General features: G+C 62.0%; 26 protein-coding genes and 1 pseudogene. 17 read left to right on the top strand and 10 right to left on the bottom strand.

Features of this window, described 5'->3' with window-relative positions; all coding sequences use genetic code 11:
* Window positions 1-79 precede the first annotated feature (79 nt).
* The 4 genes from B9Z01_RS16980 to B9Z01_RS16965 all read right to left on the bottom strand — a co-directional run bounded on the left by B9Z01_RS16980 (window position 80) and on the right by B9Z01_RS16965 (window position 4,208).
* The gene (locus tag B9Z01_RS16980) at window positions 80-1,726 is read right to left on the bottom strand and encodes a GMC family oxidoreductase (RefSeq protein WP_085485072.1); all 1,647 of its coding nucleotides are present in this window, start codon (window positions 1,724-1,726) and stop codon (window positions 80-82) included.
* 153 nt (window positions 1,727-1,879) lie between these two features.
* The gene (locus tag B9Z01_RS16975) at window positions 1,880-2,782 is read right to left on the bottom strand and encodes a LysR substrate-binding domain-containing protein (protein ID WP_085485070.1); all 903 of its coding nucleotides are present in this window, start codon (window positions 2,780-2,782) and stop codon (window positions 1,880-1,882) included.
* Between the two features lie 184 nt (window positions 2,783-2,966).
* Window positions 2,967-3,722, bottom strand: coding sequence for an SDR family NAD(P)-dependent oxidoreductase (locus tag B9Z01_RS16970; RefSeq protein ID WP_085485068.1), 756 nt, complete (start codon window positions 3,720-3,722; stop codon window positions 2,967-2,969).
* A 45-nt stretch (window positions 3,723-3,767) separates the two neighbouring features.
* Entirely contained in the window at window positions 3,768-4,208 is a 441-nt protein-coding gene (locus B9Z01_RS16965; protein WP_085485066.1) for a YybH family protein, read from the bottom strand.
* Between the two features lie 232 nt (window positions 4,209-4,440).
* Between B9Z01_RS16965 and B9Z01_RS16960 the strand changes: the two genes are divergently transcribed.
* Window positions 4,441-6,141, top strand: coding sequence for an FAD-dependent oxidoreductase (locus B9Z01_RS16960; RefSeq protein WP_085485064.1), 1,701 nt, complete (start codon window positions 4,441-4,443; stop codon window positions 6,139-6,141).
* 101 nt (window positions 6,142-6,242) lie between these two features.
* Here the strand turns inward: B9Z01_RS16960 and B9Z01_RS16955 are convergent, their stop codons facing one another.
* A complete protein-coding gene (locus tag B9Z01_RS16955; protein ID WP_085485722.1) occupies window positions 6,243-6,536 on the bottom strand; it encodes a YciI family protein in 294 nt (97 codons plus the stop codon).
* A gap of 195 nt (window positions 6,537-6,731) precedes the next feature.
* Here B9Z01_RS16955 and B9Z01_RS16950 point away from each other — a divergent pair, with 195 nt between their 5' ends.
* The 13 genes from B9Z01_RS16950 (at window position 6,732) to B9Z01_RS16890 (ending at window position 21,104) form a co-directional block, all read left to right on the top strand.
* Window positions 6,732-7,973 (top strand): ABC transporter substrate-binding protein, encoded by a 1,242-nt coding sequence (locus B9Z01_RS16950; protein WP_085485062.1) that lies wholly within the window; start codon window positions 6,732-6,734, stop codon window positions 7,971-7,973.
* 67 nt (window positions 7,974-8,040) lie between these two features.
* Complete coding sequence (locus tag B9Z01_RS16945; protein WP_085485060.1) at window positions 8,041-8,793, top strand: ABC transporter ATP-binding protein; 753 nt, start codon at window positions 8,041-8,043, stop codon at window positions 8,791-8,793.
* The gene (locus tag B9Z01_RS16940; RefSeq protein WP_085485058.1) at window positions 8,786-9,517 is read left to right on the top strand and encodes an ABC transporter ATP-binding protein; all 732 of its coding nucleotides are present in this window, start codon (window positions 8,786-8,788) and stop codon (window positions 9,515-9,517) included. Before B9Z01_RS16945 ends, B9Z01_RS16940 begins: the two co-directional genes overlap by 8 nt.
* A 51-nt stretch (window positions 9,518-9,568) precedes the next feature.
* Complete coding sequence (locus tag B9Z01_RS16935; RefSeq protein WP_085485056.1) at window positions 9,569-11,479, top strand: ABC transporter permease; 1,911 nt, start codon at window positions 9,569-9,571, stop codon at window positions 11,477-11,479.
* 61 nt (window positions 11,480-11,540) lie between these two features.
* The gene (locus tag B9Z01_RS16930) at window positions 11,541-12,407 is read left to right on the top strand and encodes an SDR family oxidoreductase (RefSeq protein ID WP_085485054.1); all 867 of its coding nucleotides are present in this window, start codon (window positions 11,541-11,543) and stop codon (window positions 12,405-12,407) included.
* An 89-nt stretch (window positions 12,408-12,496) separates the two neighbouring features.
* The gene (locus B9Z01_RS16925; protein WP_085485052.1) at window positions 12,497-13,285 is read left to right on the top strand and encodes an SDR family NAD(P)-dependent oxidoreductase; all 789 of its coding nucleotides are present in this window, start codon (window positions 12,497-12,499) and stop codon (window positions 13,283-13,285) included.
* A 46-nt stretch (window positions 13,286-13,331) separates the two neighbouring features.
* Window positions 13,332-14,108, top strand: coding sequence for an SDR family NAD(P)-dependent oxidoreductase (locus tag B9Z01_RS16920; protein WP_167387502.1), 777 nt, complete (start codon window positions 13,332-13,334; stop codon window positions 14,106-14,108).
* A gap of 158 nt (window positions 14,109-14,266) precedes the next feature.
* On the top strand, window positions 14,267-15,526 hold the full coding sequence (locus B9Z01_RS16915; protein ID WP_085485048.1) for an alpha/beta fold hydrolase: 1,260 nt from the start codon (window positions 14,267-14,269) through the stop codon (window positions 15,524-15,526).
* A gap of 15 nt (window positions 15,527-15,541) precedes the next feature.
* Window positions 15,542-16,405, top strand: coding sequence for a VOC family protein (locus B9Z01_RS16910; protein ID WP_085485046.1), 864 nt, complete (start codon window positions 15,542-15,544; stop codon window positions 16,403-16,405).
* Between the two features lie 26 nt (window positions 16,406-16,431).
* Window positions 16,432-18,123: an AMP-binding protein gene (locus tag B9Z01_RS16905; RefSeq protein ID WP_085485044.1), complete on the top strand. Its 1,692-nt coding sequence runs from the start codon at window positions 16,432-16,434 to the stop codon at window positions 18,121-18,123.
* Window position 18,124: 1 nt separating this feature from the next.
* Complete coding sequence (locus B9Z01_RS16900; RefSeq protein WP_085485042.1) at window positions 18,125-18,907, top strand: maleate cis-trans isomerase family protein; 783 nt, start codon at window positions 18,125-18,127, stop codon at window positions 18,905-18,907.
* Window positions 18,908-19,023: 116 nt separating this feature from the next.
* Window positions 19,024-20,163, top strand: a complete 1,140-nt coding sequence (locus B9Z01_RS16895; protein ID WP_085485040.1) for an FAD-dependent monooxygenase — start codon at window positions 19,024-19,026, stop codon at window positions 20,161-20,163.
* Window positions 20,164-20,408: 245 nt separating this feature from the next.
* A complete protein-coding gene (locus B9Z01_RS16890) occupies window positions 20,409-21,104 on the top strand; it encodes a TetR/AcrR family transcriptional regulator (protein ID WP_244196046.1) in 696 nt (231 codons plus the stop codon).
* Here B9Z01_RS16890 and B9Z01_RS16885 read toward each other — a convergent pair.
* From B9Z01_RS16885 to B9Z01_RS16870, 4 genes are read right to left on the bottom strand one after another with little or no spacing between them, the layout of a single operon-like run.
* Window positions 21,101-21,589: a nuclear transport factor 2 family protein gene (locus B9Z01_RS16885; protein WP_085485036.1), complete on the bottom strand. Its 489-nt coding sequence runs from the start codon at window positions 21,587-21,589 to the stop codon at window positions 21,101-21,103. The two genes, B9Z01_RS16890 and B9Z01_RS16885, sit on opposite strands and share 4 nt — an antisense overlap.
* A gap of 24 nt (window positions 21,590-21,613) precedes the next feature.
* Window positions 21,614-22,444, bottom strand: coding sequence for an oxidoreductase (locus tag B9Z01_RS16880; RefSeq protein WP_085485034.1), 831 nt, complete (start codon window positions 22,442-22,444; stop codon window positions 21,614-21,616).
* Window positions 22,441-23,340, bottom strand: coding sequence for an NAD-dependent epimerase/dehydratase family protein (locus tag B9Z01_RS16875; protein ID WP_085485032.1), 900 nt, complete (start codon window positions 23,338-23,340; stop codon window positions 22,441-22,443). The genes B9Z01_RS16880 and B9Z01_RS16875 overlap by 4 nt, the downstream gene beginning before the upstream one ends.
* A 32-nt stretch (window positions 23,341-23,372) precedes the next feature.
* On the bottom strand, window positions 23,373-23,759 hold the full coding sequence (locus B9Z01_RS16870) for a nuclear transport factor 2 family protein (RefSeq protein ID WP_208626039.1): 387 nt from the start codon (window positions 23,757-23,759) through the stop codon (window positions 23,373-23,375).
* 203 nt (window positions 23,760-23,962) lie between these two features.
* On the opposite strand from B9Z01_RS16870, the gene B9Z01_RS16865 reads away from it, so the two are divergent.
* Both B9Z01_RS16865 and B9Z01_RS36270 read left to right on the top strand, forming a co-directional pair.
* Window positions 23,963-24,859, top strand: coding sequence for a LysR family transcriptional regulator (locus tag B9Z01_RS16865; protein WP_085485028.1), 897 nt, complete (start codon window positions 23,963-23,965; stop codon window positions 24,857-24,859).
* Window positions 24,860-25,070: 211 nt separating this feature from the next.
* Window positions 25,071-25,169: pseudogene (locus B9Z01_RS36270) on the top strand (GntR family transcriptional regulator); the annotation flags it as partial.
* Window positions 25,170-25,175: 6 nt separating this feature from the next.
* On the opposite strand, the gene B9Z01_RS16855 reads toward B9Z01_RS36270, so the two are convergent.
* On the bottom strand, window positions 25,176-26,120 hold the full coding sequence (locus B9Z01_RS16855) for an AraC family transcriptional regulator (RefSeq protein WP_085485024.1): 945 nt from the start codon (window positions 26,118-26,120) through the stop codon (window positions 25,176-25,178).
* Window positions 26,121-26,306: 186 nt separating this feature from the next.
* Here B9Z01_RS16855 and B9Z01_RS16850 point away from each other — a divergent pair, with 186 nt between their 5' ends.
* Window positions 26,307-26,768, top strand: coding sequence for a (2Fe-2S)-binding protein (locus B9Z01_RS16850; RefSeq protein ID WP_085485022.1), 462 nt, complete (start codon window positions 26,307-26,309; stop codon window positions 26,766-26,768).
* Window positions 26,769-26,770 lie beyond the last annotated feature (2 nt).

The following is a 26,770-nucleotide window of genomic DNA, read 5'->3' as shown; positions in this document are numbered from 1 at the left end:
TCTCGAAAAAGATAGTTATCCAGAATAATTTTGTGCTGCTGTTAAGTGCCGCAATATGACGTGCCGCCGCGGCACGGATTCAGACGGAAATCCTTGCGGCGATGCGCTCGGCCACCATGATGGTCGTGACGTTCGTCGGTGCCGACGGAATGTCGGGAATAATCGATGCGTCGACAACCCGCAACGCGTCGACGCCGCGTACCTTGCCCCAGGCATCGACCACGGCGGTGGGATCGGTGTCTGCACCCATGGGCACGGTCGAAGTAGGGTGCAGATAGGCGGCGACATTCGAAACGATGTTCGCTCGGAGCGCCTTGACGTCGCTTACCGCATTGCCCGGCGCCATCTCGTGATCGACCACGTCCAGAAACGGTGCGGAACGGCCAATCTGGCGGGACAACTGCACGGCTTCGACCAACCGGTCGAGATCGTTCTGCTCAGCGAAGAAGTTGTAGCGAATATCCGGCGCAGCGCGTGGGTCGCGGCTCGAGAGTCGCAACTGACCGAGCGACTTCGGCAGCGTCACCGCGCAAGCCAGAACGATTGCACCGCCGGTCGGGCTGACCTTCGGGTCGATCAGATGCGTGCCCGAGATCTGCAGATCGAGATCGCCGGGTGCCGCGCTCTGTGAGCGGGTCCACACGAGCGCCCCCGCGGCCGGCTGCATCGCGTTTGCTTCGCGCTTGAGTGCGTAGACATTGTAGAAAAACGGGTGGTCCTGCAGCCGGTTGCCCACTGGCAGATCGGCGATGGTCGCAATGCCGAGTTCGGATAGATGCGAGGCCGGCCCAATGCCCGAGCGCATGAGAATCGCCGGGCTGCCGAAAGCCCCCGACGCCAGAATGACTTCACCCGCGGACAGGACCGAGCCGTCGATCAGCCTGACGCCGACGGCCCGCTTGCCTTCGAAAACCACGCGGTCCACTTCGGCGCCGCCGCGGATCGTGAGATTCGGTCGCGCACGCACGGCTGCCGTCAGATAGGCCATGCCCGTATTGATGCGCACGCCATCGACCACATTGAGCGTGTAGGGCCCGGCACCGTGCTGGTCCGCACCGTTGAAATCCGCTACGTGCTTCAGGCCGAGCGTTTCAGCGCCATCGACAAAGGCTCGCATCGACGGCGTGTTTTCCGCGGCGGCACGCTGGCGAATTGGAAACGGCCCGTTGCGTCCGTGCCAGGCGTCGTCGCCGGAGGGCGTATTTTCCATCGCCTTGTAGGCGGCCAGCACGTCTTCCCACGACCATCCTTCGATACCGCGTTGGGTCCAGCGGGCGAAATCGGCCTGCCGGGCGCGTATGGCGACGGCGGCGTTAACAGCGGAGCTGCCGCCGACCACGCGGCCTCGGGGCACGGGTATGTCGTGGCCCAGGCGGGCGGCGTCGTCCGTGTGGTAGTGCCAGTCATAGGCAGGCGAGCCCGCGACGATATTGGCGTCTTTCAATACCTGAGGGTAGTCGTTGGGCGCGAAGTTCGGTCCCGCCTCCAGCAGCAGAACGCGGCGGCGCGAGTCCGCGCTCAGGCGTGCGGCGAGAACCGCGCCGGCCGAGCCGCCGCCAACGATAAGGATATCGAAATGCCGGGCCAACTTTGGCGATCGACCCGCCTCGGTGCTGCCGGATTGCTTTTCCACCCCCACGGCTGCTGCGGTACCGGTAACCGTACCGAATGCGGCAACTGCCACTGCCGCGCCTGTAATAAGGACCTCCCGTCTGGACATCTTCATTGCTGTACTCCTGAACACGTTTGCGGCGCTTCAAGCGCTCGATGAACCGTTCGATCGGCGTCGACCGGTTGTGTGCTCAGAATGGCCTCGCATCAGAAGGACAACAAGATGGCTTGCCTGGAACCTGTGTCCAATCAGCTGGACGATGCGGCCTTATGCTACGACCGGTGGGATGCGCTCAACCAGAAAGTCCAGAAATGCGCGAACGGAGGGCAGCATGCCGTGGCGAAACGGGATGACCGCGGTGATACTGGCTTCGCCGGCCGACCAGTCGGGCAGCACGCGCTGGAGTGCGCCGGATCGCATGTCTTCACCGCAGACATAGGTGGGCAGCGCAACGATACCGAGACCGTTCTGCGCGGCCTGTTTAAGGGTCATGATGTCATTGCCGGCTAGCCGGGGTTTGAGCGGCACGATCATTTCTCCGCGCGTCGGGTGCTTGAGCTTCCAGGTCATTGGACTGTTGTGCCTCAACATGACCAGCGTGTCATGCCCGGCAAGACTTTCCGGCGCGAGCGGCATACCGTGGCGCTTGACGTAGCCGGGAGAGGCGAACAGGCACCAGGGCGCCGGCGCCAGCGTGCGCTGCACCAGTGTCGAATCGGACAGTGGACCGCTATGCGAGCGCAGCGCGAGGTCGTAGTTGCCGCCGGCTATATCGACCTGCTCGTCGCTGATGTGCTGGATCACATTGATCTTGGGGTAGCGCTGAATGAAATCGGGCAGTACCTGTCGCATGGCGAATAGGGACGTCGCCACCGCGGTGGTGAAACGGATCGTGCCGCTCGGCTCGGCAAGGCGTTCGCGCACCGCGCTTTCCGCAAAGTCGGCGCGCTCCAGCATGGCAACCGCATGCCGGTAAAACACATCGCCCGCATCGGTCATGCTGAGCCTGCGCGAGGTCCGGTTGACGAGCCGCACGCCTAGGGCTGTTTCGAGTTGCTGAAGGCGATGGCTTACCGTCGACTTCGGTACGCTCAGATTGCGGCCGGCGGCGGTGAGTCCGCCGCACTCCACGATGCGAACGAAGTAGCGAAAGTCGTTGAGATCTAGCATAGGCACACCTTGCGAGGCTGTGTGATGGACGGCGCCACTTTATACCGTTTGCCGATTCGCCGGATTTTTATCGGATCAGGAAGTATGTGTGTTCGGAATGGTTAGCAGTTCTTTGGAAGCGGGCGCTGCGCGGAAACAGTCGTCAGTTTCAAGGCAGGCCTGTGCCGACCGTCGCGTCGGCAGGTTACGCAACGGTCGTGCCGCTCTCCGCGAGGAAGATCGAGCCGGTGGTGACACGGGACTCTTCCGAGGCCAGGAACAGCGCAGCGTAGGCGATATCGATGGGTTCCGCCGCGCCGAGCAGGTTCTTCGCGGCTAGCTCACGCATGCCCTGACTCACCTGCAGGCGCTCGATAACCCGGGGCGAAAGCGTAGTGGACGGCGCGATTGCGTTGACACGAATCCGGTCGGCCGCGTAGGTCACGGCAAGGGAGCGCGTCAGCGCGGCGACACCGCCCTTGGCCGACGTGTAGCAGTCCACACCGGGTACGCCCATCAACGCGACATTCGATACCATGTTGACGATCGCACCGCCGCCGTTCTTGCGCATATGGGGTATCGCGAAGCGACAACCAAGGAAGGTGCCCCACAGGTCGACTCTGACGACGCGCCAGAACTCTTCCAGATCGGCGTCGACCACGGTGTTGTCGCGCGGCGTCGAGCCGCCCGCGTTGTTATAGAGGACGTCGAGTTTGCCAAACTCTGCCACGGCTGCCTCGATCGTGGCGGCGACGCTGTCGCTTTGCGTGACGTCAGTCGTTATTGCGATCGCCTCGCCGCCGTCCGCGCGAATGCCAGTGGCGACGGCCGCCGCCTCGGCGGCATCGATATCGGCCACCACCACGCGCGCCCCTTCACGGGCGAACAGTTGCGCCGCGCTGCGGCCGATGCCGCTTGCGGCGCCGGTGATGATCGCGACCTTGTCGTTGAGCCGGGGCATGTCAGAACCTCTCTTGTCGCTGAGTGTGGTGGGTACAAACGGGCGTCATTGCGGTACCGGCGGCACTTCGGGGGTGGCCGAAAAATGGTGATGCGCGATCAGCCATCGCCCGCTGCGCCGCACCAGAAGCCACGTGGTGCGTAAAGTGCAAGCCGACGGTTTGCCGTTGACGAGCGTAAAGCGGAAATTGCCGTAACCCTGGGCGAGAAACGCGTCAGGACCGAGTTCGGTGATTACCTGTTCGACGAGTTCGAGCTGCGTCGAACTCAGCATGCCGATGTACGACGCGAAGTATCCGCATACGCCTTGCCTGCCGGCTGCCATGCCGGGCCGCCCCGCGAACATCGTGGCGTCGTCGCTGTACAGCGCGCTCAGGCCGTTGACGTCCCAATGCAGCGCTGCCGCATTCCATGCGTTTTCCATCGAACGCAGCACTTCGCTTGCTGTGCCGGGCGCCTCTTTCGCGGTGGTTTCTGTTGTGGACATGCTGGTCGCCTTGCAAAGGGGAAGTCATGGCGTGCGTCTGCGTCCTGCCTGATTCAGCCGCAATAGCCGGTTTGCACTCATTTAACTTTGAGTTGACTATAATGTCAATAGTTAGTCTAATGTGTCAAAAATCAGGCGAGCCGATGAACGAATCCGGGTGATCACCGAGTCAGCGTGATCCCACGAATTCTCCGCGTGCACCGACAACGCATTCAGACAGACGGAGGAAGGCATGAGCGATAGGGTGGAAGTGACATGCGATGTGCTGGTCGTCGGCACCGGCGCAGGCGGTCTCGCGACGGCAATCACGGCGAAGAAGCAGGGGCTGAACGTGATCGTGGTTGAAAAGCAGCCCGTTTTCGGCGGCAGCACCGCGCTATCAGGCGGATGGCTCTGGATACCGAATAATCCGCTGGCACGCAGAGCCGGCATAGAGGACACGGTGGAGGCGGCACGCAACTACCTCGAGCGCGAAGCCGGCGAGCACTTCGACGGGCCGCGCGTCGACGCTTTTCTCAGGCACGCGCCTGCCATGGTCGATTTCTTCGAGCGCGAAACGGAAGTCAGGTTCACGCTCGGCGCGGCCTTTCCCGACTATCACGCGGAGACGCCGGGCGCTTCGAGCGGGGGCAGGCCCATTTGCGCCGAGCCGTATGACGCCAATGAACTGGGCCCTCACGCTGCCTTGCTGAGCCCGCCGATTCGCGGCATGACCTTCGTCGGCCTCACCTTTGGCTCCGGCCCGGACATGCGGCACTTTCTGAATGCGCTGTATTCGGTGAATTCGGCCTGGTATACGGCAAAACGTCTGGTCAAATATGGCCGGGACCTGCTCCTTCACGGCCGCAGCATGAGGCTTTTCAACGGTGCCGCACTGGCCGCGCGCCTGTACAGGTCGGCCGTCCAGCTCGACATTCCGATCTGGCTGAACACGCCCGTAACAGGTCTGCTCGTGGAGAAGGGATGCGTCCAGGGCGCCGTGATCACGCATGAAGGGCGGTCTGAACGGGTCAGGGCGACACGCGGCGTCGTTCTCGCGACGGGTGGTTTTCCGGGCGATCTCAGCCGCCGCCAGGCCGTGTTTCCGCACGCTCCCAGTCCCGGCGAACACATTACGATGGCGCCCGCAGCCAATACCGGCGACGGTCTGCGCCTTGCGGAGTCGATTGGCGCCGCCACCAACATGACGTATCCGCACATCGGTTCGTGGATGCCCGTGTCGCGCGTGCCGCTCGGCAATGGACGGGAAACCGCGATCACGCACATTCTGGATCGCGGCAAGCCCGGCATCATCGCCGTGCGTGCTGACGGGCGGCGCTTTACGAATGAAGGCGCCAACTATCACGATTTCGGCGCCGCCATGATCGGCGAGACGCCGGGCCCGCGTCAGGCGGTCTTTCTTGTCGCCGATCATCGGGCGGTGCGCAAATACGGGCTTGGGTTCGCCAAGCCGTTCCCGGTGCCGCTCGGCCCTTACCTGCGCTCCGGTTATCTGTTGCGCGGCGCGACCATCGAGGCATTGGCGAGACGTGCGGGGATCGACGCTGGCGGCCTCGTGCAAGCGATCCAGCAGTTCAATCTGCACGCGCGTGATGGCCGCGATCCGGAGTTCCACAAAGGGGAGGCTGCCTACGACCGCTTCCAGGGCGATCCGCTGCATACGCCGAACCCATGCATAGGGCCGCTCGAGAACGGACCGTACTACGCCGTGCGGCTGATGCCTGGCGATATCGGCACGTTTGGCGGCTTGCGCACCGATATCGCGGGGCGCGTGCTCGATGAGCGGCACGAGCCCATTGCCGGGCTGTATGCCGTCGGCAACGACATGGCGAGCATCTTCGGCGGCAGCTATCCGGGTGGCGGCTCGACCCTGGGGCCTGCGATGACGTTTGGTTATATCGTCGGCCGACACCTCGCCGGAGTCGGCGACTGACATTGAAAAAGCCGTTTGCGTCCCCCGCAAACGGCTTTTTTTATCGTTGCTGCCGACGCGGTGGCGTTCAGGCCATCCTGCTTCGGCATCACGTGCGGGGCCTACATGCAGTTCTCGAAGTTGAAGAACGACTTGCGCCACTGCACGACCTTCACCTCCTGAAACAGGCCGCCTTTGTTGAACGGATCGCCGGCGGCGAATGCTTCGGCAACGGACCGGTCATCGGTATCGATGATGATGATGCCGCCCTGCGGCAGACCTTCCGGATCGAGCATGGCGCCTCCGGCGAGCATCAGATGCTTGCGCTCGTTCAGGTAGGCGACATGTTGCGGCCGCAATTCGATGCGCAGTGCACCGCTGCCGGGCTTGTCGAAAGTGAGTATGGCGTGGGGCATGAAATATTCCTCCGGTAGATGGATGGCCATGTAAGGACTTCATCAATTTTACGATGTAGTCAAAAAACAAACATACAAGTTAACCCTCGCGGCATCAGGGTAAAAACCGACAAGCGTTGGCTTGACTGTTTGACGTTAGTGTAGAAATAATGACACAAACGACAACAAGATGTTAAATCAACCGGAGACACAGTCATGAACTTTCGCCGCTTCATTGCCAGTATCGCTAAATGCGGTGTCACATCGCTGCTGGCGTTTGCCGCCTTGACCACGGCATGGCCCGCTGCCGCCCAGTCGAATGCCCCGCTGAAAATCGGTGTGCTGACCGACATGTCGTCGGCCTATAGCGATCTGGCGGGCAAATACTCGGTGGCCGCCGCGCAGATGGCGATCGAGGATTTCGGCGGCACGGTCAACGGCCGCAAGATCGAACTGGTCACAGCCGATCATCAGATGAAGCCTGCCGTCGGTTCGGCAATCCTCACGCAATGGTTCGATCGCGACAACGTGGCCGCCGTATTCAGTCTGGCCGGTTCGTCGGTCGCGATGGCTGCGTCGGCGATCGCGAAGACGCGTCCGACGCGCACCGTGGTCTACACGATCGCCCAGACTCCCGAGCTGAACGGCAAGGCGTGCCTGCCTAACAGCATTCACTGGTCGCCCGATTTCTACGCGCTCGGTGTCCCGCCCACGCGTTATGTGAGCCAGAAGCTCGGCAAGGCGTGGTACGTGATGGTGCAGGACACGGCCGCTGGTCCGCCTGCCTACAACGCCGCGATCGAGGGCATCAAGAGCGGTGGTGGGCGGCTCGCCGGTGAAGTGCGTGTGCCGGTCAATGCAGGCGACGTGTCGTCGTTCGTGCTGCAGGCGCAGGCGTTGCGGCCTACCAGCCTTGCGGTCGGCTTCGGCGGCACCGACATGGTCAACGTCGTCAAGGCAGCCCGCCAGTTCGGCATGACGCAGGGCGGTGTCACGCTGGTCGCCAACGGCGGACTGTTCGCAACCGACATCAAGGCGATGGGGCTTGATCAGGCGGCCGGCATCGTATTTGCCACACCGTTCTACCCGGAGATGAATGCCGACGCACTCGCCTGGTCGAAGCGTTTCATGGCGAGAACGGGCGTCGTGCCAGCGTTTTCGCACGTTGCCGAGTATGAGGCCGTTACTCACTACCTCAAAGCCGTCCAGCAGACCCGAAGCGACGACGCCACGATTGTCGTGCCGGCGATGAAAGCGATGCCCGTCAACTCGTTTGCCGTCAGGAATGGCCATATCCGCGCCGACACCGAACTGATCCGTCCGATGTATCTCGCGAGAGTGAAGATGCCGTCGCAATCGAAATCGGTATTCGACTACGCCGAATTGCTCGCCGTCGTGCCGCCCGACGAAGCGTACTCGCCGCTAGCGCGCAGCGAATGCCCGTTGGTGAAAAAGTGATGCCGGGGCTTCCGTCAACGCTTTCTCCCGGCACATCCGGCTCACGCTACGACATAGGAGTAATTTCATGAGTCAGTACATTCTCGAAGCACGGGGGCTCATCAAGCAATTCGGCGGCCATCTTGCGGTCGGCGGCGTGGATCTGCGTATTGAACGCGGTCACATCCACGCGTTGATCGGGCCCAACGGAGCCGGCAAGACCACGGTGTTCAACCTGCTGACCAAGTTCCTGCAACCGACGGCGGGCACCATTACCTATCGCGGCAACGACATCACGCGTGCCCGGGCTGCTGAGGTTGCACGCATGGGCATAGTGCGCTCGTTCCAGATCTCGGCGATCTTTCCGCACCTGACGGTGCTCGACAACCTGCGTCTTGCCCTGCAACGCAAGCTCGGCACCGCGCTTCATTTCTGGCGCAACGAACGCAGCCTCGACGTGCTCAATGAACGCGCCGAAGAACTGATCGCCGCAGTGGGGCTCACCGACTACACACACGCGGTCGCTGCCGACCTGTCTTATGGCCGGCGGCGCGCGCTCGAAATCGCCACGACGCTGTCGCTCGAGCCCGAATTGCTGTTGCTCGACGAGCCGATGGCCGGCCTCGGCCGGGAAGACATCGGCACCGTCTCGAACCTGATCGCCACGGTCGGCGAACGCTACACGGTGTTGATGGTCGAGCACAACCTGTCCGTGGTCGCGGCACTGTCGAACCGGATCACCGTGATGGCGCGCGGCAAGGTGCTGGCCGAAGGCGCGTATGCCGAGGTATCGAAGGATCCCGAGGTTCGCGCCGCTTACATGGGGGCCGCCCATGACTGACGACACGACGCACGTCGATTCCGCCGACGTCCTGCTGACGATACGGAACCTGCGGGCCTGGTACGGCGAATCGCAGGTGCTGCACGGCATGAACTTCGAAATCGGGCGCGGCGAGGTCGTCACGCTGTTGGGCCGCAACGGCGCGGGCAAATCGACGACGCTCAAGACCATCATGGGCATCGTCGGGCGCCGCGACGGCGAGATTCGCTTTGCGGGCCGCGATTGCACGACACTGCCTTCGGAACGTATTGCGAAACTGGGCATTGCTTATTGTCCGGAGGAGCGGGGGATCTACGCCAGTCTGACGGTCGGCGAGAATCTGCTGCTGCCGCCGGTGGTGGCCGACGGGGGCATGCCGGTCGACGAGATCTACCGGATCTTCCCGAACCTGTACGAGCGCCGCCAAAGTCAGGGCACGTGCATGTCGGGCGGCGAACTGCAGATGCTCGCGATCGCCCGCATCCTGCGCACCGGCGCGCGGCTGTTGCTGCTCGATGAGCCGACCGAGGGTCTCGCGCCCGTCATCGTCGAACAGATCGGCATGCTGATCGGTACGCTCAAACAGCGGGGATTCACCATCCTGCTGGTCGAGCAGAACGCTCACTTCGCGGCGGGCGTCGCCGATCGTCACTACATCGTCGAGCATGGCCGCGTGGTCGATATGATCCCGCGCGCCGCTTTCGACAGCGGCAGCGAACGCGTCAATCAATACCTGTCGGTCTGAGAGCGGCAAGCCCCGCATCGCACGACATCTGATACGGATCAGGAGCAGAAGATGGACTCGTTACTTCAAGCTTTGCCGCCGCCCGCGGCGTTTTTCGGACAGTTGCTGATCGGCCTCATCAACGGCGGCTTTTACGCGATGCTCAGTCTTGGCCTCGCGGTGATCTTCGGCTTGCTGGGCATCGTGAACTTCGCGCACGGCGCGCAATACATGCTGGGGGCGCTGGGCGCCTATGTGCTGCTCGATACATTCGGCCTCGGCTACTGGCCTACGCTGATCGTCGCGCCCATTCTGGTCGGCGGCTTCGGCATCGTGCTCGAACGTACGTTGCTCAAGCACATGTACCGTCTCAACCATCTGTACGGCATGCTGCTCACGTTCGGTATGTCGCTCGTGATCGAGGGACTCGTGCGCTACAGGTTCGGCTCGACGGGCGTGCCTTATCCGATTCCGCCTTCGCTTGGCGCGGCATGGGATCTGGGCTTCATTTTTCTGCCCGCCTATCGTGTGTGGGTGATCGGCGCCGCGCTCTCGGTCTGCCTCGCGACGTGGTACGTGATCGAGCGCACATCGCTCGGCGCGCATCTGCGGGCCGCGACCGAAAATCCCGGGCTGACCCGCGCGTTCGGCATCAACGTGCCGCGCCTCGTCACCTTGACTTATGGGTTCGGCGTGGGCCTCGCGGCGCTCGCGGGCGTGATGGCCGCGCCGATTTACCAGGCCAATGCCCAGATGGGCTCGGACGTCATCATCGTGGTGTTCGCGATCGTCGTGATCGGCGGCATGGGATCGATCATGGGCGCGATCGTCTCGGGATTCGCTCTCGGCGTGGCCGAAGGCCTGACGCGCGTTTTCTACCCCGAGGCCTCGACGACCGTCGTATTCATGATTATGGTCGTCGTGCTGCTGGTGCGTCCGGCGGGACTTTTCGGCAACGCATTGCTGACAGGCCAGGGACAGGCGGTGCACTGCGAACCGACGCGGCCGTTCTGCTCGCCGGCCACGACGCGCGTGCTGATACTGCTTCTGCTCGCGCTCGGCCTCGTGGCGCCAGCGCTCGTCTATCCGGTGTTCCTGATGAAGGTGCTGTGCTTCGCGCTGTTCGCTAGCGCGTTCAATCTGCTGCTCGGCTACGGCGGCCTGCTGTCTTTCGGCCACGCGGCGTTCTACGGCTTCGCCGGCTATGTGACCGCGCATTGCATGAAGGAGTACGGCTTCGACCCGTTGCTCGGCGTTCTCGCCGGCGCGGCCGTTGCGGCGGTGATGGGACTGGCGTTCGGTTTCGTCTCGATTCGCCGGCAGGGCATCTATTTCTCGATGGTGACACTCGCGCTCGCACAGCTTGTCTATTTCTTTTCGTTGCAGGCGCCGTTCACGCACGCCGACGAGGGCATCCAGGACGTGCCGCGCGGCATGCTGTTCGGCAGGATCGATCTCAGCAACACCACGGCGCTGTACTACTTCGTGTTCGTCATCTGCGTGGGCGGGCTGTGGGTCATCTATCGCGCCATTCATTCGCCGTTCGGCAACGTGCTGAAAGGCATCCGGGAGAACGAGCAGCGCGCCATCTCGCTGGGCTACGAGACGCATTACTTCAAGCTGCTCACGTTCGTGCTGTCAGCGACGATGGCGGGTGTGGCGGGTTCGCTCGATTCGCTGGTGTTCCAGCTGGCGTCGCTCAACAACGTTCACTGGTCGATGTCGGGACTCGCGATCCTGATGGCGATTCTGGGCGGCGTGGGTACGTTCTCCGGGCCGATCGTCGGCGCGGCCGTCGCGGCGGCGATGGAGAACTACCTGGCGGCGCTGGGCGCGTGGGTGACGGTTATCCAGGGCGCGATCTTTATGGTTTGTGTGCTGGTGTTCCGGCGCGGAATCGTGGGCGAAGCTGCCCGGTTGTTCAATCGGCGCGCGCCGGCACCGCCGAAGGCGAACGAAGAACTCGTCGCCAAAACGTCGTAGACGCGCGCTGTGCCGTTCATGACGCGGCCGATGTTTCCTTGCCCTTTATGGAGTCGATGAGATGACAACTGTGGGAAATGGCACGATCGACGACGTGCCCGCCGGGATTCGCCGGCGCGCCGTCGTCACGGGTGCGGCGCGCGGGCTTGGCCGCGCGATGGCGAACGGGCTGCTCGACGCTGGCCACACCGTGCTGTTCGTCGATCGTGATGCCCAGCAGGTCGTGGAAGCGGTCGCGCAGGCAAATGGGCGGCGCGGCGCAGTCAATGCCTTCAGCTTCGCCTGCGACCTGACGCAACCCGATGCAGTCGCGGACGTGATGCACAGGGCGGACGAAACGCTTGGCGGTATCGACATACTGGTCAATAACGCGGGTGTGGGGCCGTCTCTCGTCAGCCCGGATTACTTCGACCATCCTCCTTCGTTTGTGGATTTATCCGATGACATGGTGCGGCTCTTCTTCGAGATCAACGCCGTCGCGCCGTTCCTGCTCGCGATCCACGCCGCGCGGCGCATGCGCGCGCAACACTGGGGGCGCGTCGTCAATGTCACGACCAGTCATGAATCGATGATGCGACGCGGCTTCGCACCATACGGCGGCTCGAAGGCCGCGCTCGAATCGCATTCGGCCATCATGGTCCAGGACCTTGCCGGCACCGGCGTGACCGTCAACGTGCTCGTGCCGGGCGGCCCCGCCGATACGCCGATGATTCCCGACGAGGCGGGCTTCGACCGTTCGAAGCTGGTACCGCCGCAAGCGCTGGTTGCGCCGCTCGCGTGGCTGGTATCGGAAGGCAATCGCGCGCCGAACGGCAAGCGGGTGCTGGCCGCCACCTGGACACCCGAGGCTGCCGTGACAGCCGGCGATGCTTCGGTTGCGCCGATCGGTTGGCCTCTCGTCGGCAGGACGATCATGCCGGACCGATAGCCGCTACTCCATTACCTCATTACCTCATTGCCTCATTACCTCGTTGAGCAGCGCATCGCGCTGTCATCGAATTCATCACAGGAACCAGCATGCAGACATTTCAGGAGAAGGTTGTCATTGTCACCGGCGGCGCACGCGGTATGGGACGCGTCGAGTCGACATTGTTCGCCGAGGGAGGCGCCTATGTTGCGATCTGCGACGTCACGCCCGAGGAGGGCGAGCAGAGCGCTGCCGAACTGCGGGAGCGAGGACTGCAAGCGCGGTTTTTCAAGCTCGATGTGACATCGCAGGAAAACTGGAGTCAGGTCATCGCAGCAGTACTGGAGTGGCGCGGGCGTATCGACGTCCTCGTCAACAACGCCGGCATTCTCTATCGCAAGACGATCTCGAACTATCCGGAAGCCGAGTGGCGCCGGGTACTCGACGTCAATCTCACAGGCACCTTTCTCGGTGTGAGCCAGGTCGCATCGACCATGTGCGCGCAACGCAGCGGTGCGATTGTCAATATCGCGTCCAATGCAGCGCTGTCCGGGCACGCGGATCCGGCCTATACGGCGAGCAAATGGGGCGTGCGCGGGTTGACGAAGTCCGCTGCGCTCGAGTTCGCGGCGTTCAATGTCCGTGTCAACTGTGTTTGCCCAGGACTTGTCGTGACCGACATCAATCGCCATTCACCGCATCTGCAACCGATGATCGACATGACACCGGCCGGCCGCGCGGTCGAAGCCGAGGAGATTGCATCCGTCGTCGCGTTCCTGGCGGGCCCTGCGTCGGGCGGCATCACCGGTGAGGAGATCGTCGTGGACGGCGGCTTTACCGCAGGTGCGGCCTATTGGAAGGTGGCTAGCCAGGCCGGTCTGTATCAGGTGCCCAAATGAGCCCGGTACGCATCGCACTATTTCATATCAACGCAAGGGGTTGGCTGTGAGTCTGTCCACTTTTGAAGGCAAGTCAGTGCTGGTCGTTGGCGGCGGCACGCGCGACGGGATTGGTTTTGCGACCGCACAGATGCTGGCCGAACAGGGTGCCCGCATCGCGCTGGCCGATCTCGATGGCGAGCGTGTCCGCGAACTCGTGGCCGATCTGCCGGGAGGCGAGCGGCATTCGGCCCATGCGCTCGATGTCACGGACGAGGCCGCGATTGCGCACGTCGTCGAAGCGGTCGTGCAGAACCACGGCGCGCTCGACGGTCTCGTGGTTGCGGCTGGTCTGTATTCGCCGGAGTCCTTCACGACGACTTCGCGCGCCACCTGGGATCGTATGTTCGCGGTCAACGCCACTGGTGCGTTTCTGGTCTCGCAGACGGTCGCGAAGCACATGCTGGAGCGGGGCCGAGGCCGCATCGTTCTGGTTGCTTCGATCGGCGCGCGCCAGCCGCAACTGACCGCTGCGGCCTACGGCGCATCGAAAGCCGCGGTGATCCAGTTAGGCCGTTACATGGCGCTTGAACTGGCGCGCAAGAACATCACGGTCAACATCGTGTGTCCCGGCTCGACCGCCACGTCGATGATGGGCACCGACCCGGTCCGGCACGAGATCGCGATCAACGGCAATCTCGCGCAATGGCGGCTCGGCATTCCACTCGGACGCATGGCGCAGGCGGCCGATCAGGCGGCGGCCATTACGTTTCTGCTTGGCGAAACCGGCCGCCACATCACCGGGCAGGTAGTAACCGTTGACGGCGGCCAGTCGTTTCTTTAGTCCGGGCCTGGCGCGATAACAGGCACGGGCGCCGTCCAGCCGGACAATGCCGGAACAGCATGACGGGCTTCGAAGAATACAGTCAGATTTTTCTGTCGAAAATTTGACGTTGACGTCAAAAAAGCTATACTAACGTCAACGGATACGGAGGCATTGATATGAGCAACATACCCGCCGGTGCAGTTCTCGAACGTCCTCATGCGTTGACGATTGACTGGTTTCCCGACGCCTTGCCGCCCGCCGCGCAACAGGCCAGCGTCGCGTTGCGCACCGAAGATGGTGCGGCCACATGCGGCGTGCTGTATCGCGGCGCATCGGCGAAAACGGTCGTTTGCCTGATGCACCCACGCGAGAACTTTACGTTCCACTATCTGATTCCAGGGCTATTGCGTGCGGGCGCGTCGGTCTGGGCGCAGGCGGCACGCTCGGTCGGCAACGATCTGCGGCTCGAGCATGAGCTTGCCCTGCACGACGTCGCGGCCGGCTTGCGCTATCTGCGCGAGGCAGGTTTCGAGCGCATCGTATTGCTCGGCAATTCGGGCGGTTCCGGGCTCTATAGTTTCTACATCCAGCAATCGGCGCTTCGCGCGCAAGACCGGATCGCAAAGACGCCTGGGGGCCGCGCTACCCATCTGGCAAGCGCGACCATGCCGATGGTGGACGGCATGATCTTTCTGGCGCCGCATCCGGGGCAGGGCCGTTTATTGATGGGTTGCATTGATCCGTCGGTTACCGACGAAGGCGATGCGCTATCGATCGACGACACGTTGAACCCGTTCGACCCCGAGAACGGCTATTCCCGCGAACCGGGGGCGACACGCTATAGCGCTGAGTTCGTCACCCGTTATCGCGATGCACAGCGCGAGCGCGTCGCGCGCCTCGACCGGATAGCACGCCAATTGATCGCCGTGCGCCAGGACGCGCGGCAAGCCGTGAAGGACAAGGCGGCGACCCGTCGGCAGAAGCTCGTGGCCAACCACACGCCGGTCATGACCGTATGGCGGACCGACGCCGATTTGCGCTGTCTGGATGCCTCGCTCGATCCGTCCGAGCGCAAGCCCGGTTCGCTGTGGTCGCCCAATCCGGTCATCTCGAACTATGGCTCGGTCGGTTTTGGACGCCTGTGTTCACCGGAATCGTGGCTCTCGACATGGTCCGGCCTCTCGTCGAACGCAGCGCTGGAAACCACCACACCTTCGGTCGTCGTGCCCTCGCTGCTGGTCGAATACACCGGCGATCAAACCACTTTTCCATTGGCCATTGCCGACATCTTTGCCGGTATCGGTTCGAACGATAAGACCCACGTTCGCGTGCGTGGCGATCATCACGGCAGGCCGCTGGAGGCCGGTGATGAACCGGGCCGGACGATTGCCGCGCGCGCGGTCGGCGAATGGCTGCATCAACGGTCTTTCTTATAACTCGGGAGTTGACGAATGAATCAATCAGTACCGCTCAGGCTGTCGGGGGTCGATCACACGGCGCGTCCGACGTGGAAGCTGCGCGAAACGATCGAGTTCTATCGTGACACGTTGGGTCTGCCGCTTGTCCACACGATCTCCGCACGGGGCTGGGGTCCGGAAAGTCACCCGGACTTCCTGCATTTTTTCTTCGATAGCGGCAACGGCAGCACGATCGCCTTTTTCTACTATCTGGGCGAACCGCGGCCGCAAGAACGCCCCTCGATGCCACCCACGCCGGATGACCACGTATTCGATGCGACACACACCGCGTGGCTGACCGATAGTGCGGAGCAGTTACTTGCCTGGAAGGATATGCTCGAGGCGAAGGGCGTCGAGGTTTCATCGGCCACCCAGCATGAAGTGATCGAATCGATCTATTTTCGTGATCCCAACGGTTATTTCATCGAGATCACTGTCAAGCTGCGTGAACTGCAATCGCTGGACGCACGGGATGCGGCGCTAACACTTGAAGCGGCGATCATGGCGGAGCAGATCGCCAGCGATCATGCAGGACAGGTCCGTGAGATTGATGCTGTATGGCAGGAAAAAGGCAGACTGTTGAGTGGGCAATGCGGCATAAAGAGCGAAGGTCCGGGCATTTTCGTGCCGGCGCTGGCGGAATTCGCAAGCGTGGTCGATGCGGCGCGGCGCAATTCGGCGTATCGCGTCTCGCAACCGTCGCCGGGTTACTTTCTGATTGAATCGAACGAGGCGCTCGAATTCAATCGCAAGGAACTGGGCTTGAAACCGGCCGTCTGGTATGGACTCTTCACCGGCGGTTTGTGCGGGCGTATCGATACGTTTGACAAAGACCGCGTTCGCATCGTCGAACAATAAGAGCGGGTCGACTGGAGAAGACAGACATGGCAGGCATCCACTATCCGCTCGAAGGCGTCGCGTACTGCGAGTCGTCGGTCGCCCGGCACTATTTTCAGGTCGGGGCATGGAAAGACAGAACGTTCGGCCAGGCACTCGCGCAGACGGCGCAACGCCTTCCCGACAAGCTGGCCCTGATCAGCGACGAACGCAGCATCACCTTTCGTGCGCTGGATGAGCAAAGCGACCGTCTGGCCGCCGCCTTGCTCAAACTCGGACTCGAACCCGGCGCACGCGCCGTGTTCCAGATGGGCACGACGATCGACACCGCACTGGCTTTGTGTGCATGCTACAAGAGCGGCATCGTTCCCGTTTGTGCGCTGCCGCAGTATCGTGAGGTGGAAATCGGCAAGCTGGCGAGTTTGTCGCAGCCGCAAGCCTATTTCGTGCAGGCCGACGCGGGACAGTTCGATCTGGTTGGTTTTGCGCAGAAGATGCGCGCCGGGCATCCTTCGTTCAAACATCTGGTGGTTGCACGCGGTGATGCGCCGGCCGGGACACACTCCATGTCCGTGTTGCTGGAGGCGGTCTCGCTGGATGAGGCGAGGGCCACCCTGCGCGGTGTGCACATCGGCTCGGAAGACGTCCTGAGCTTCCAGCTCTCCGGCGGCACGACCGGAGTGCCCAAGATCATTCCGCGTTTTCACGCAGAATACCTCGCGCATGCCGACGCCTGGGCGAGGCACGTGGAGGCAGGTGAACACGCCACGCTGATCTGGTCATTGCCGTTGCTGCACAATGCGGCGCATCTATACGCGCTGGTGCCCACGATATCCCTCGGGCAAACCACCGTACTGATGCCGAAAGTCGATATTGTGCGGATGGCGGAGCTGATCCAGCAGCACCGCGTAACGCACGCTGTTTCAATCGGACCAGTCGCGCCGCAGATCATGGCGTGTGCTGAGGTGCTCGATTACGACCTGTCGTCGCTCAAGCTGTTCTTTTGTCTGACCCGGGCCGATGCGCTCGAAACGTTTCTCGGCGTGACCAGTTCGAACATGTACGGTACGACGGAAGGACTGCTGATTGGTTCTGGCCCGGCAACCGACGCATTCGTCCGTCATCACACGCACGGGCGTTCGGGGTGTGAGCATGACGAACTCGTTTTGCTCAATGCCGATAACGAATCGCCCGTGGCACCCGGCGAAATGGGCGAACTGTGTTTTCGTGGTCCGTCCAGCCTGAGAGGCTACTACAACGCGCCCGAGGCGAACGCCAAGGCCTTTACGTCGAACGGCTTTTTCCGGACCGGCGACATGATGCGCGCGCATGTCATCGGTGGCGTCACCTACTTTTCGTTCGAAGGACGCCTGCGTGACAACATCAATCGCGGTGGAGAGAAGATAGGTGCTGAGGAAGTCGAAGCATTTCTGAGCTGTCATCCCGCTGTTCTGGACGCAAAACTGGTGGCGATGCCCGACCCGTTTTACGGAGAGAAGGGCTGCGCGTTTCTCATCATCCGTGAAGGCCATACCGCGCCGGATATCCCGCAGATGATCGAATTTCTCTCGGCACAGGGGCTTGCGAAGTTCAAGTGTCCGGAGCGGATCGAAATCGTGGATGAGTTTCCAGTCACGCGGGTCGGCAAAGTCGACAAACCCGCCATGCGCCGGATCATCGCGCAGACCATCGAGTCTGAAGCCGCAGCGAATCTTTCACCCTCCAGACAGGATCAATGACATGAGCAAGATCGCTTACCGGATCGGCCAGATCGTGCCGAGTTCCAACACGACGATGGAAACGGAGGTGCCTGCGTTGCTGCGCCGCCGCGAGACGCTGGCGCCGGAACGCTTCACGTTTCATTCGAGCCGCATGCGTATGCATAAAGTAACGAAGGAAGAACTCGCCGCCATGAACAAGGAAGGCTTGCGATGCGCTGCGGAGCTTGCCGATGCCCGCATGGATGTGATGAGCACCGCCTGTCTTGTCGCGATCATGGCAATGGGACCGGGATATCACCGCACGGTGGAAAGAGAGCTGGCCGAGGTGGTCAAAGCCAATCAGTGCGATGCGGCAGTGATGACTTCAGCCGGTGCGCTCATAGAAGGCCTGAAGATCATGGGCGCTCGCAGAATTTCGTTGATGGCGCCTTACATGAAGCCGCTGACCAGACTAGTGGTGGAGTACATCGAGAGCGAAGGGATCGAGGTCGTCGACGCACTGTCGTTCGAGATCCCCGATAACCTGGATGTGGGGCGGCGTGACCCCATGCAGCTTCTACAAGACGTGGAAAAGCTTTACGTGGCGAATGTCGATGTGGTCGTCGCGTCGGCGTGTGTGCAGATGCAATCGCTGCCGGCCATCGAAGCGATCCAGACCCGGCTCGGCATTCCCGTGACGTCAACCGCGGTGTGCACGACGCGGCGCATGCTCGACAGGCTGGGGCTCGACGCAAAGATTCCAGGCGCAGGCGCGTTGTTGACGGAAAAATTTGCGGTGCCCGCGGCGCCGGTTGAGGCCTGAGATGAGCACCTTCGAGGGTGTCGACACAGGCCCGTCGGAGTGGCTGATTTTGGCAGCCGTTTGATGAAAGTCGCGGCGCAGCGCACGGAGCTTGCGTCAGACGCAGGAGACTGAAAATGGACATCAATATTGTAGGAGGGGGGCCCGGCGGGCTGTTTTTCTCGTATCTGGTCAAACGGCGCTTTCCGCAATGGACGGTCCGGGTCTATGAACAGAATGACGCCAGCGCAACTTATGGCTGGGGCGTGGTGTTCTCGGATGTCGCGTTGTCGTTTCTCGAGAAATCGGATCCGGAATTTTTCCGTCGTTTTACCGCCGGCCATGTGCGTTCCGAGCACATGGAAATCGTTCACCGCGGCGTGCACGTGCCGATCCATGGCAACTGCTTTTCGCGGGTCGCCCGCATTGCGTTGCTGCAGTTTCTGCATGCCGAATGCAGGTCGGCGGGCGTCGATCTACGGTTCAATGCTCGGGTGGACGACGCGGGCGCATTGCGTCAGGCAGACCTCGTGGTGGTGGCCGATGGTGTGAGCAGCCGGACTCGCGCGCAGTATGCGGATGCGTTCAAACCGTCGTTCGTGAAGCGCCGCAACAAGTTTGCCTGGTACGGAACTCGCAAACCGTTTCATGCCGTCTCGCTGATTTTTCGCGAAACCGAATTCGGTGTGTTCATCGCTCATAGTTACCAGTACAGCGACCGGATGAGTACGTTCCTCATTGAAACAGATCCGCAGACCTGGACGCGCGCCGGATTGGATGAGATGAGCGACGCGGACAGCCGCGCCTTCTGCGAGCGGGTTTTTGCCGACGATCTGGACGGACAGGGTCTTTTGTCGAACAAGTCCACATGGTTTGAAGCTGTGACGGTCAGGAACGAGAATTGGCATCACGAGAATATGATTCTGATCGGCGACGCGCTACGCTCAGTGCACTTCTCGCTGGGCTCCGGTACACGTATGGCGATGGAAGATTCGATCGCGCTGTACGAAGGTCTGCATGCCCATGAAACTGATCTCCATGCCGTGTTTGAGCATTTCGAGGCGTCCCGGCGCTCGGCCTCGGATCGCTTCCAGCTGGCCGCGGCAAAGAGCCTTGATTGGTATGAAAACGTCGGCGACAAACTGCATCTCGATCCGATCGGCTTCACCTACGACTATATGCGCCGTACCGGACGTGTCACGCACGAAGATCTGCGCAAGCGCGACCCCGAATTCGTTCGCCAATACGAACGGCTGCACGGTGAAGCAGTGAACTGACATGTGTCGAGAGAATACCTGGGCGCAAAAATAAAAGCATGCATTGCCTTGCTGCGCGAGTTTGTGACGGCGGCGCTTGCTGCCTGTCATGCCCGACCCTCTCGCGCGGCGAAGCGTGACGGGGGCGCATGAGCTGGAACAGGCCGCGAGGCGTTGAGCGCCATGGTCTGCGCGCTACAATCACGCAAACACAACACTACGGTAGGGCGGCCGTCTGGCCGTCGACCGCTATCAGGAGTGGTTTCGTGGCAAAGGTGAATGCTGAGGGGCAGAAAGAACAGATCCTGAACGCCGCGGCCGCGCTCTTCATCGAGAAGGGTTTCGGCGGTGCGTCGATGCAGGAAATCGCCGAGGCGCTCGGCGTGACGCGCACCGCGGTGTATTACTACTTCAAGAACAAGGACGAGATACTCACCGCACTGGTCGAGGAGGTCACGTTGAGAGCGAGGCGGCTGTCGAGCCAGGCGGTTGCCGAACCCGATGCGGATCCGAAAGAGCGCCTGCGTCTGCTGGTTCATCAGCATACGATGCTGATTCTGAGCCACTACAACGAATTTCGCGTGGTCCATCGCACCGAGCAGCAACTGCCCGCACGGGCGTTTCGCGCGAACGAAGATGCCAAGCGCGCGGTGCTGAGCAACTTTACCGCGGCAATCGAAGCGGGAGTGAGCGCCGGGGTGTTCCGCGTCGTCGACGCCAAGGTCACGGCGTTCACGCTGATCGGCATGTGCAGCTGGCCCGCGTTCTGGTACAAACCGGAAGGGGCGAGCAGCGCGATCGAGATTGCCGACACGATCGCGGAACTCGCGGTGCAATCAGTCGTGCGACCCGCCAGGCGGCAGTTGAAGGGCAATAGCGCCGTCAGCGAAGCGTTGGCGCTGCTGCGCGAGGATCTGGATCACCTGTCGCTGATGATCGACAAAACGCCGAAGGCAGACTAGTTATCGACTGCTTGCGGTTTGACGCTCTCGCTGCCCGCAACCGGTTTCCAGTTGGCGAGCGGTGTGAGGAAATGCAGGTCGAAACGGCGCTCGACGATCGCCCAGCGGCCGTTGCGACGCTCGAACCGGTCGTGGTAGAGGCCGCTGATTTGCACCGGACCCATCTCAACATGGGTGCACAGGCAGTCGACGGCAGCGCGGCCGGTCGCTGTATCGCCGTCGATATCGATCAATGGATTGGCCATCCAGTGATGCATGTGAGGCATTTTTTCCCAGTTCTGCCGGGCTGATTCGAGAATCGCCTCGACGCCTTCGAAGTTGCCGAACGCGTCGCCGAGCGACAGTAATGCACCTTCATGCCATATGCTGCGCAGCAGGGCCTCATCATGGCTATCGAAGGCCTGCGCGTATTCAGCGATCAGCCGTTCAAGGGCGAAGCGGCTTTCCACTGCATCGAGCCGTGAGTCCAGAGTTTGAAGATTCATGAAGCGTGTCCTGTGATGGATGATCTAAAAATCGGTGGATCGGGACAATTCGCGCCAGCGTTCGACTTCACGGGCAACGTAGTCCAGCTTGTCGTCCACGACCTTGAGCGCGTCGGCGCCGGCGACGAAGCGCAGCGGCGGGTCCGTTTCGTTTGCGATCTGGACTAGCGCAAGGCCGAGTTTGCCGGGGTCGCCGACCTGGTTGTGATTGCGGGCTTCGAACACCGCGTTGGCCTCGGCCCGGAAATCGGCATAGTCATCCAGGTCGTGCGTGCCGCGTTTTAGCGAACGGTCGTCGAGAAAGTCGGTACGGAAGGCGCCGGGTTCGACGATGGTGAGCTTGAGACCGAAGTCGGCGATTTCCTGCGCGAGCGCCTCCGAGAATCCCTCGATGGCGAACTTGGTGGCCGAATACATCGAGGCGCCGCGAACACCTTTGAAGCCGCCATTCGACGACATGTTGATGACGTGTCCGGCCCGTTGTCGGCGCATCACCGGCAATACCGCCCGGGTGACGTTGAAGGTGCCGAACACGTTGGTGGCGAACTGGCGCTCGATCGCCTCGGGCTCGATCTCCTCGAACGGCCCGAACTGGCCATAACCCGCGTTGTTGACCAGCACGTCGATGCGGCCGAAACGGGCGAGGGCGGCTTGCACGGCGGCCTCGGCCTGAGCCGCGTCGCGAATATCCAACTGCGTTGTCAGAACGTGCGCGGCGCTCGCTGCATAAACCTCTTGCAGCCGTTCAGGATCGAGATCGGTGGCGACCACGAGGTCCCCCGCACTCAGCGCGGCGCGCGCAATACCGGCGCCGATGCCACCGGCGCTTCCAGTGATGAACCAGACTTTGCTCATAGCGGCATGTTCTCTTCGATCCAGGTCAGCGCCGACGTGTGGCGCGGCGTCCAGCCGAGTTCCTTGCGGGCACGTTTGGCGCGCACGCGGCTGTTGGAACCGAAGGTGTAGTACGCATGGAGTTCGCCCCAGCGTTCGGCCGCTTCCTCTACTGTCCATGATTGAACCGGCGCGAGATTCAGCCGTCGCGCGATGGCATCGCCTATCTCACCGAACGACGCTTCGCCGTTCTCGATGAAATAGAACGCGCCGGCCGGCGCCTTCTCCAGCGCGAGCAGATAGAGCTCGGCGACGTCCTCGATATGCACGTTCGACCAGCGATTGACGCCTCGCCCGACAATGTGCACCACACCGTCCTTGCGCGCCTGGTCGACCAGAAACGGGATCTGTACGCTGCGCGGATTGAGGCCCGTGCCGCTGCCGTAGATGTTGCTCGGACAGATCACCACGGCGCGCACACCTTCAGCGGAAGCGGCGAGTACCCGCAGTTCAATCTCGCGGCGGGGTTGCTTGACCGGCTCGACGATCATCGGGGTGTCTTCGTCGTAAATGGCCTCCGAAACGCTGTTGCCCTGTGCGTCATCGCCGATCACGCTTGAACCGCTCGTGTGCAGCAATGGCTTGCCGGAGTCGCGCAGGCCGTCGATAAGGGCTTCGATCGCCGGCCGGTGATCGCTGTCGGCAGCGTGAATCACCCCCTCCGATTGCTGAGCCTCGCGCGTCAGCAGATCGCTGTCTTCGAGGTCGCCGATCACGGGTTCGATACCCAGTGTTTTCAATGATTCGGCTTTGCTTGCGTCGCGTATCAATCCGCGAACGCTGTGGCCCGCGGCGAGCAGGCGGCGGCCGACAGTGCCGCCGACAAAGCCGCTTGCACCAGTAATAAAAATACTCACAGTGTGTTCCTTTAGCGTGCGTAGATAGCCGCTCAAGCCGGCAGCAAGGTGGTCTGGTGGGCGACAAGCCGCCATGTTTCCTGCTCGCGGCGCCACACCACCATGAAGAGCGAATGGAGACTCCGTTCGGTTCCACGTACGGTCGCCTCCATTTTCACGGCGCCGCTCGCGATGAACGACCGGTCGCCAAGCGACACGACGGTCTCGATACGGCTATTGGCGTTTCGATAGATCACCGATCCCGTCCGGATGGCGTCGAGGTAGTGCTTCTTGTCGTCCTTCAGGCCACTCGAATGCACGAATTGCAGATCGTCGGATACAAGGTCGGTTAGCGCGTCGACATCGGCATCCAGCAACAGTTGCCAACGTGTGTCTTCGAGTTGGCGCGCGAGATCGAAAAGGTCTGGCCCGGTTGTCATCATGAGTTCCTGTTCAGGCATTGGTTTGCCGTCGCACATTCGGTGCGGCGGGAATGGAGATCGCCAGGTCGCGATGGCCGAAGCGGCAAAGCGGCCGCGACTTCTGCATGACGCAAAAGTAACGGCTTTCCGGGCGCGAATTAAGTAGGGTAGAGTTCCCGATAGAGCGGACAATGTGTCCGCGCAATAGATGCCGCGAGACTATGGATAGCGTTGCGCTTAATGTTTTTGTGCAGGCTGCGGAGACACGCAGCTTTGTTGCTGCCGGCCGCAATCTGGGTATTTCAGCTTCCGGCGTGGGTAAAAGCGTGACGCGTCTCGAGCAGAGTCTCGGGGTCAGGCTGTTTCATCGAAGCACACGCAGCGTTACGCTGACTGCCGAGGGCGAGATGTTTGTCGAACGCGCACGCCGCATTCTGGCGGAGTTCGACGCGGCGCAAGCAGAGCTGTCCGAAGCCTCGGCGGTCCCCAAAGGGCGGTTGCGCATCGGCTTTCCGATGATCGGCGAACCCTTTCTGCCTGTGCTTGTCGAGTTTCAGCGGCGTTATCCCGAGATCGAACTTGATCTCGATTTTGATAACCGGAAAGTCGACGTGATCGAGGAAGGCTACGATGCGGTCGTACGTAGTGGCGACGTCGCGGATTCCCGGTTGACCTCGCGGCGATTGGGCTCTTTCCGGATGCTGCTCGTCGGCGCGCCGGACTATTTCGAGCGCCGCGGCAAACCGGCGAATCCAGCGCAGCTCGCTGAACACGCGTGCATTCAGTTCCGCATGCCGAACACCGGCAAGCTGCAGGTCTGGCAACTGCGGCGGGATGCCGATGAACCCGAAGCGCAATTCGCCACCGCAGTGACGTGCAATACCAACGAGGCGCGCCTGTGCTTCGCGCTGGAAGGTCTCGGGATTGCCTACATGTCGGACTTCAGCGTGCGCGATGCCCTCCATGACGGCAGGCTGGTGACGGTTCTGGACGAATACACGACCGACCACAACACCTTCCAACTGTTGTGGCCGTCCGGCAGACATATCACACCGAAGTTGCGCGCGTTCATCGATTTCATCAGTGAGCACGTACCGCTGGAGAAGGCATATCAATAGCTGGCGAGCCGTGTGTGTCGTGGCCATTCAGGCGGCGACTCAGGCGGCGACTCAGGCGGCGACTCAAGCGGCGGCCCGCAGCGGTAAAGGGCTCGCAGAATGCGGTCCGGCACCGGGCTCGGCCCGGGGATCTGCAGGAAATGACGGCTGGCGGGATGGAAGTCGGGTTTCAGCATTTGTCTCTCCTGTTGAATTTTGAATGTAATATTCAATGTATTCAACCGATGCTTCACCCGCTTCCGTGCTTCCGAAAGTCGAGCGGCAACGTCTGCATGACACGGTGGTGAGCGAGCTGCGCAACTTCATCGTCCTCTGCTTACTCCCCGAACCCCACCCCGTCCCGCCGCCTCAATTGCGCGACGTCGCGAAGCGGCGGCGCGCCGAAGAGCCGGCTATATTCGCGGCTGAACTGCGAAGGGCTGTCATACCCGACCCGGATCGCCACCGATCCGACATCGCCGCTATGCCGGAGCAGCAATCTCCGCGCCTCGTGTAGCCGCAGTTGCTTCTGGTACTGCAGCGGAGTCAGCGTCGTGACATTCTTGAAGTGATGATGGAGCGACGACACGCTCATGTTCACCGCCTGTGCCAGCGTCTCCACCCGCAAAAGCTCGGCGTAGTGATTCTGGATCCACTCGATCGCCCGTGCGATCCGGTAAGTCTGGCTCCCGTTCACCGCGACGTGCCGCAGCCGTTTGCCTTGCTCGCTCGTCATCAGGCGATACAGCAGTTCCTTTTCGATGAGCGGTGCGAGTACGGGAATGTCACCCGGAGTATCGAGCAATCGCACGAGCCGCAGTGCGGCATCGAAAACCGGCGCCGAGAGCGGGGCCACCGCGATGCCTTCGCCGGCCGATACGGCATCCGGTTCAGGCAAACGCAGTTGCGTGGCCAGTTCGACGATCCGCTGCGGGTCTAGCGTGAGCTTGACGCACAAATAAGGCGCGTCGGACGATGCCCGCGTAACCTGCGACATCATCGGCAGATTGACGGACGTCACGAGGCAATGCAGGTGATCGTAGTCGTACGCCTGCCCCGCGACCATGACCCGCTTGGCGCCCTGCGCCGCGAACACGAATGCGGAGCTCGTCACGCCGCAGCCGAGATCCGCGGGCTGCGAGTAGCGGTAGAACGTCAGCGACGGGATCGCCGTCTGATAGGCGCCGTCCGCCGGCGCGAAGCGGCTGATGAGCGCGGCGAGTTCGCAGCGCGCCGTTTCGCGCGCCACCGAAGGATCGAGCGGAGAAGAGGGCTGTTTCATGCGCCTGGAAATCCGTGAATGGAATCGAGCATACTCAACCACTGCCGGGCAAGCGCGGCTGGCCTGTTGAATTTGCAGCATTGTTCAATAAATTTGCAGGATTGTGTAAGCACAACGGCAGGCAGCCGGTACACACTGCCGCGTACACCCGGCGCCAAGTCCGGGCTTTCCCCACGGAGAGGTTCCATGTCTACATCGTTTGTCCTCAACGGTAAGAACGTTACGCTCGATGCCGATCCCACCATGCCGCTCCTCTGGGCCATCCGCGAGAACGTCGGCCTGCATGGCACCAAGTTCGGCTGCGGCATGGCGCAATGCGGCGCCTGCACGGTTCATCTGGAAGGCGAAGCGACCCGCTCGTGCGTGCTGCCGCTCGCGGCCGTCGCCGGCAAGCACGTCACGACCATCGAAGGTATCGAAAGCCGGCCCGCGAAAGCGATCCAGGCCGCATGGGTCAAGCTGCAGGTGCCGCAGTGCGGGTACTGTCAGTCCGGACAGATCATGTCCGCGACGGCCTTGCTCGAACATAACGCCACGCCCACCGACGCCGATATCGATGCCGCGATGAACGGCAATATCTGCCGCTGTGCGACCTATACCCGCATTCGCGCGGCCATTCACGTAGCCGCTGCCACCCTGAAGGCCTGACC

The organism is Paraburkholderia susongensis (assembly GCF_900177725.1).
Lineage (GTDB): Bacteria > Pseudomonadota > Gammaproteobacteria > Burkholderiales > Burkholderiaceae > Paraburkholderia > Paraburkholderia susongensis.
This window is presented reverse-complemented; position numbering and strand designations above follow the sequence as displayed.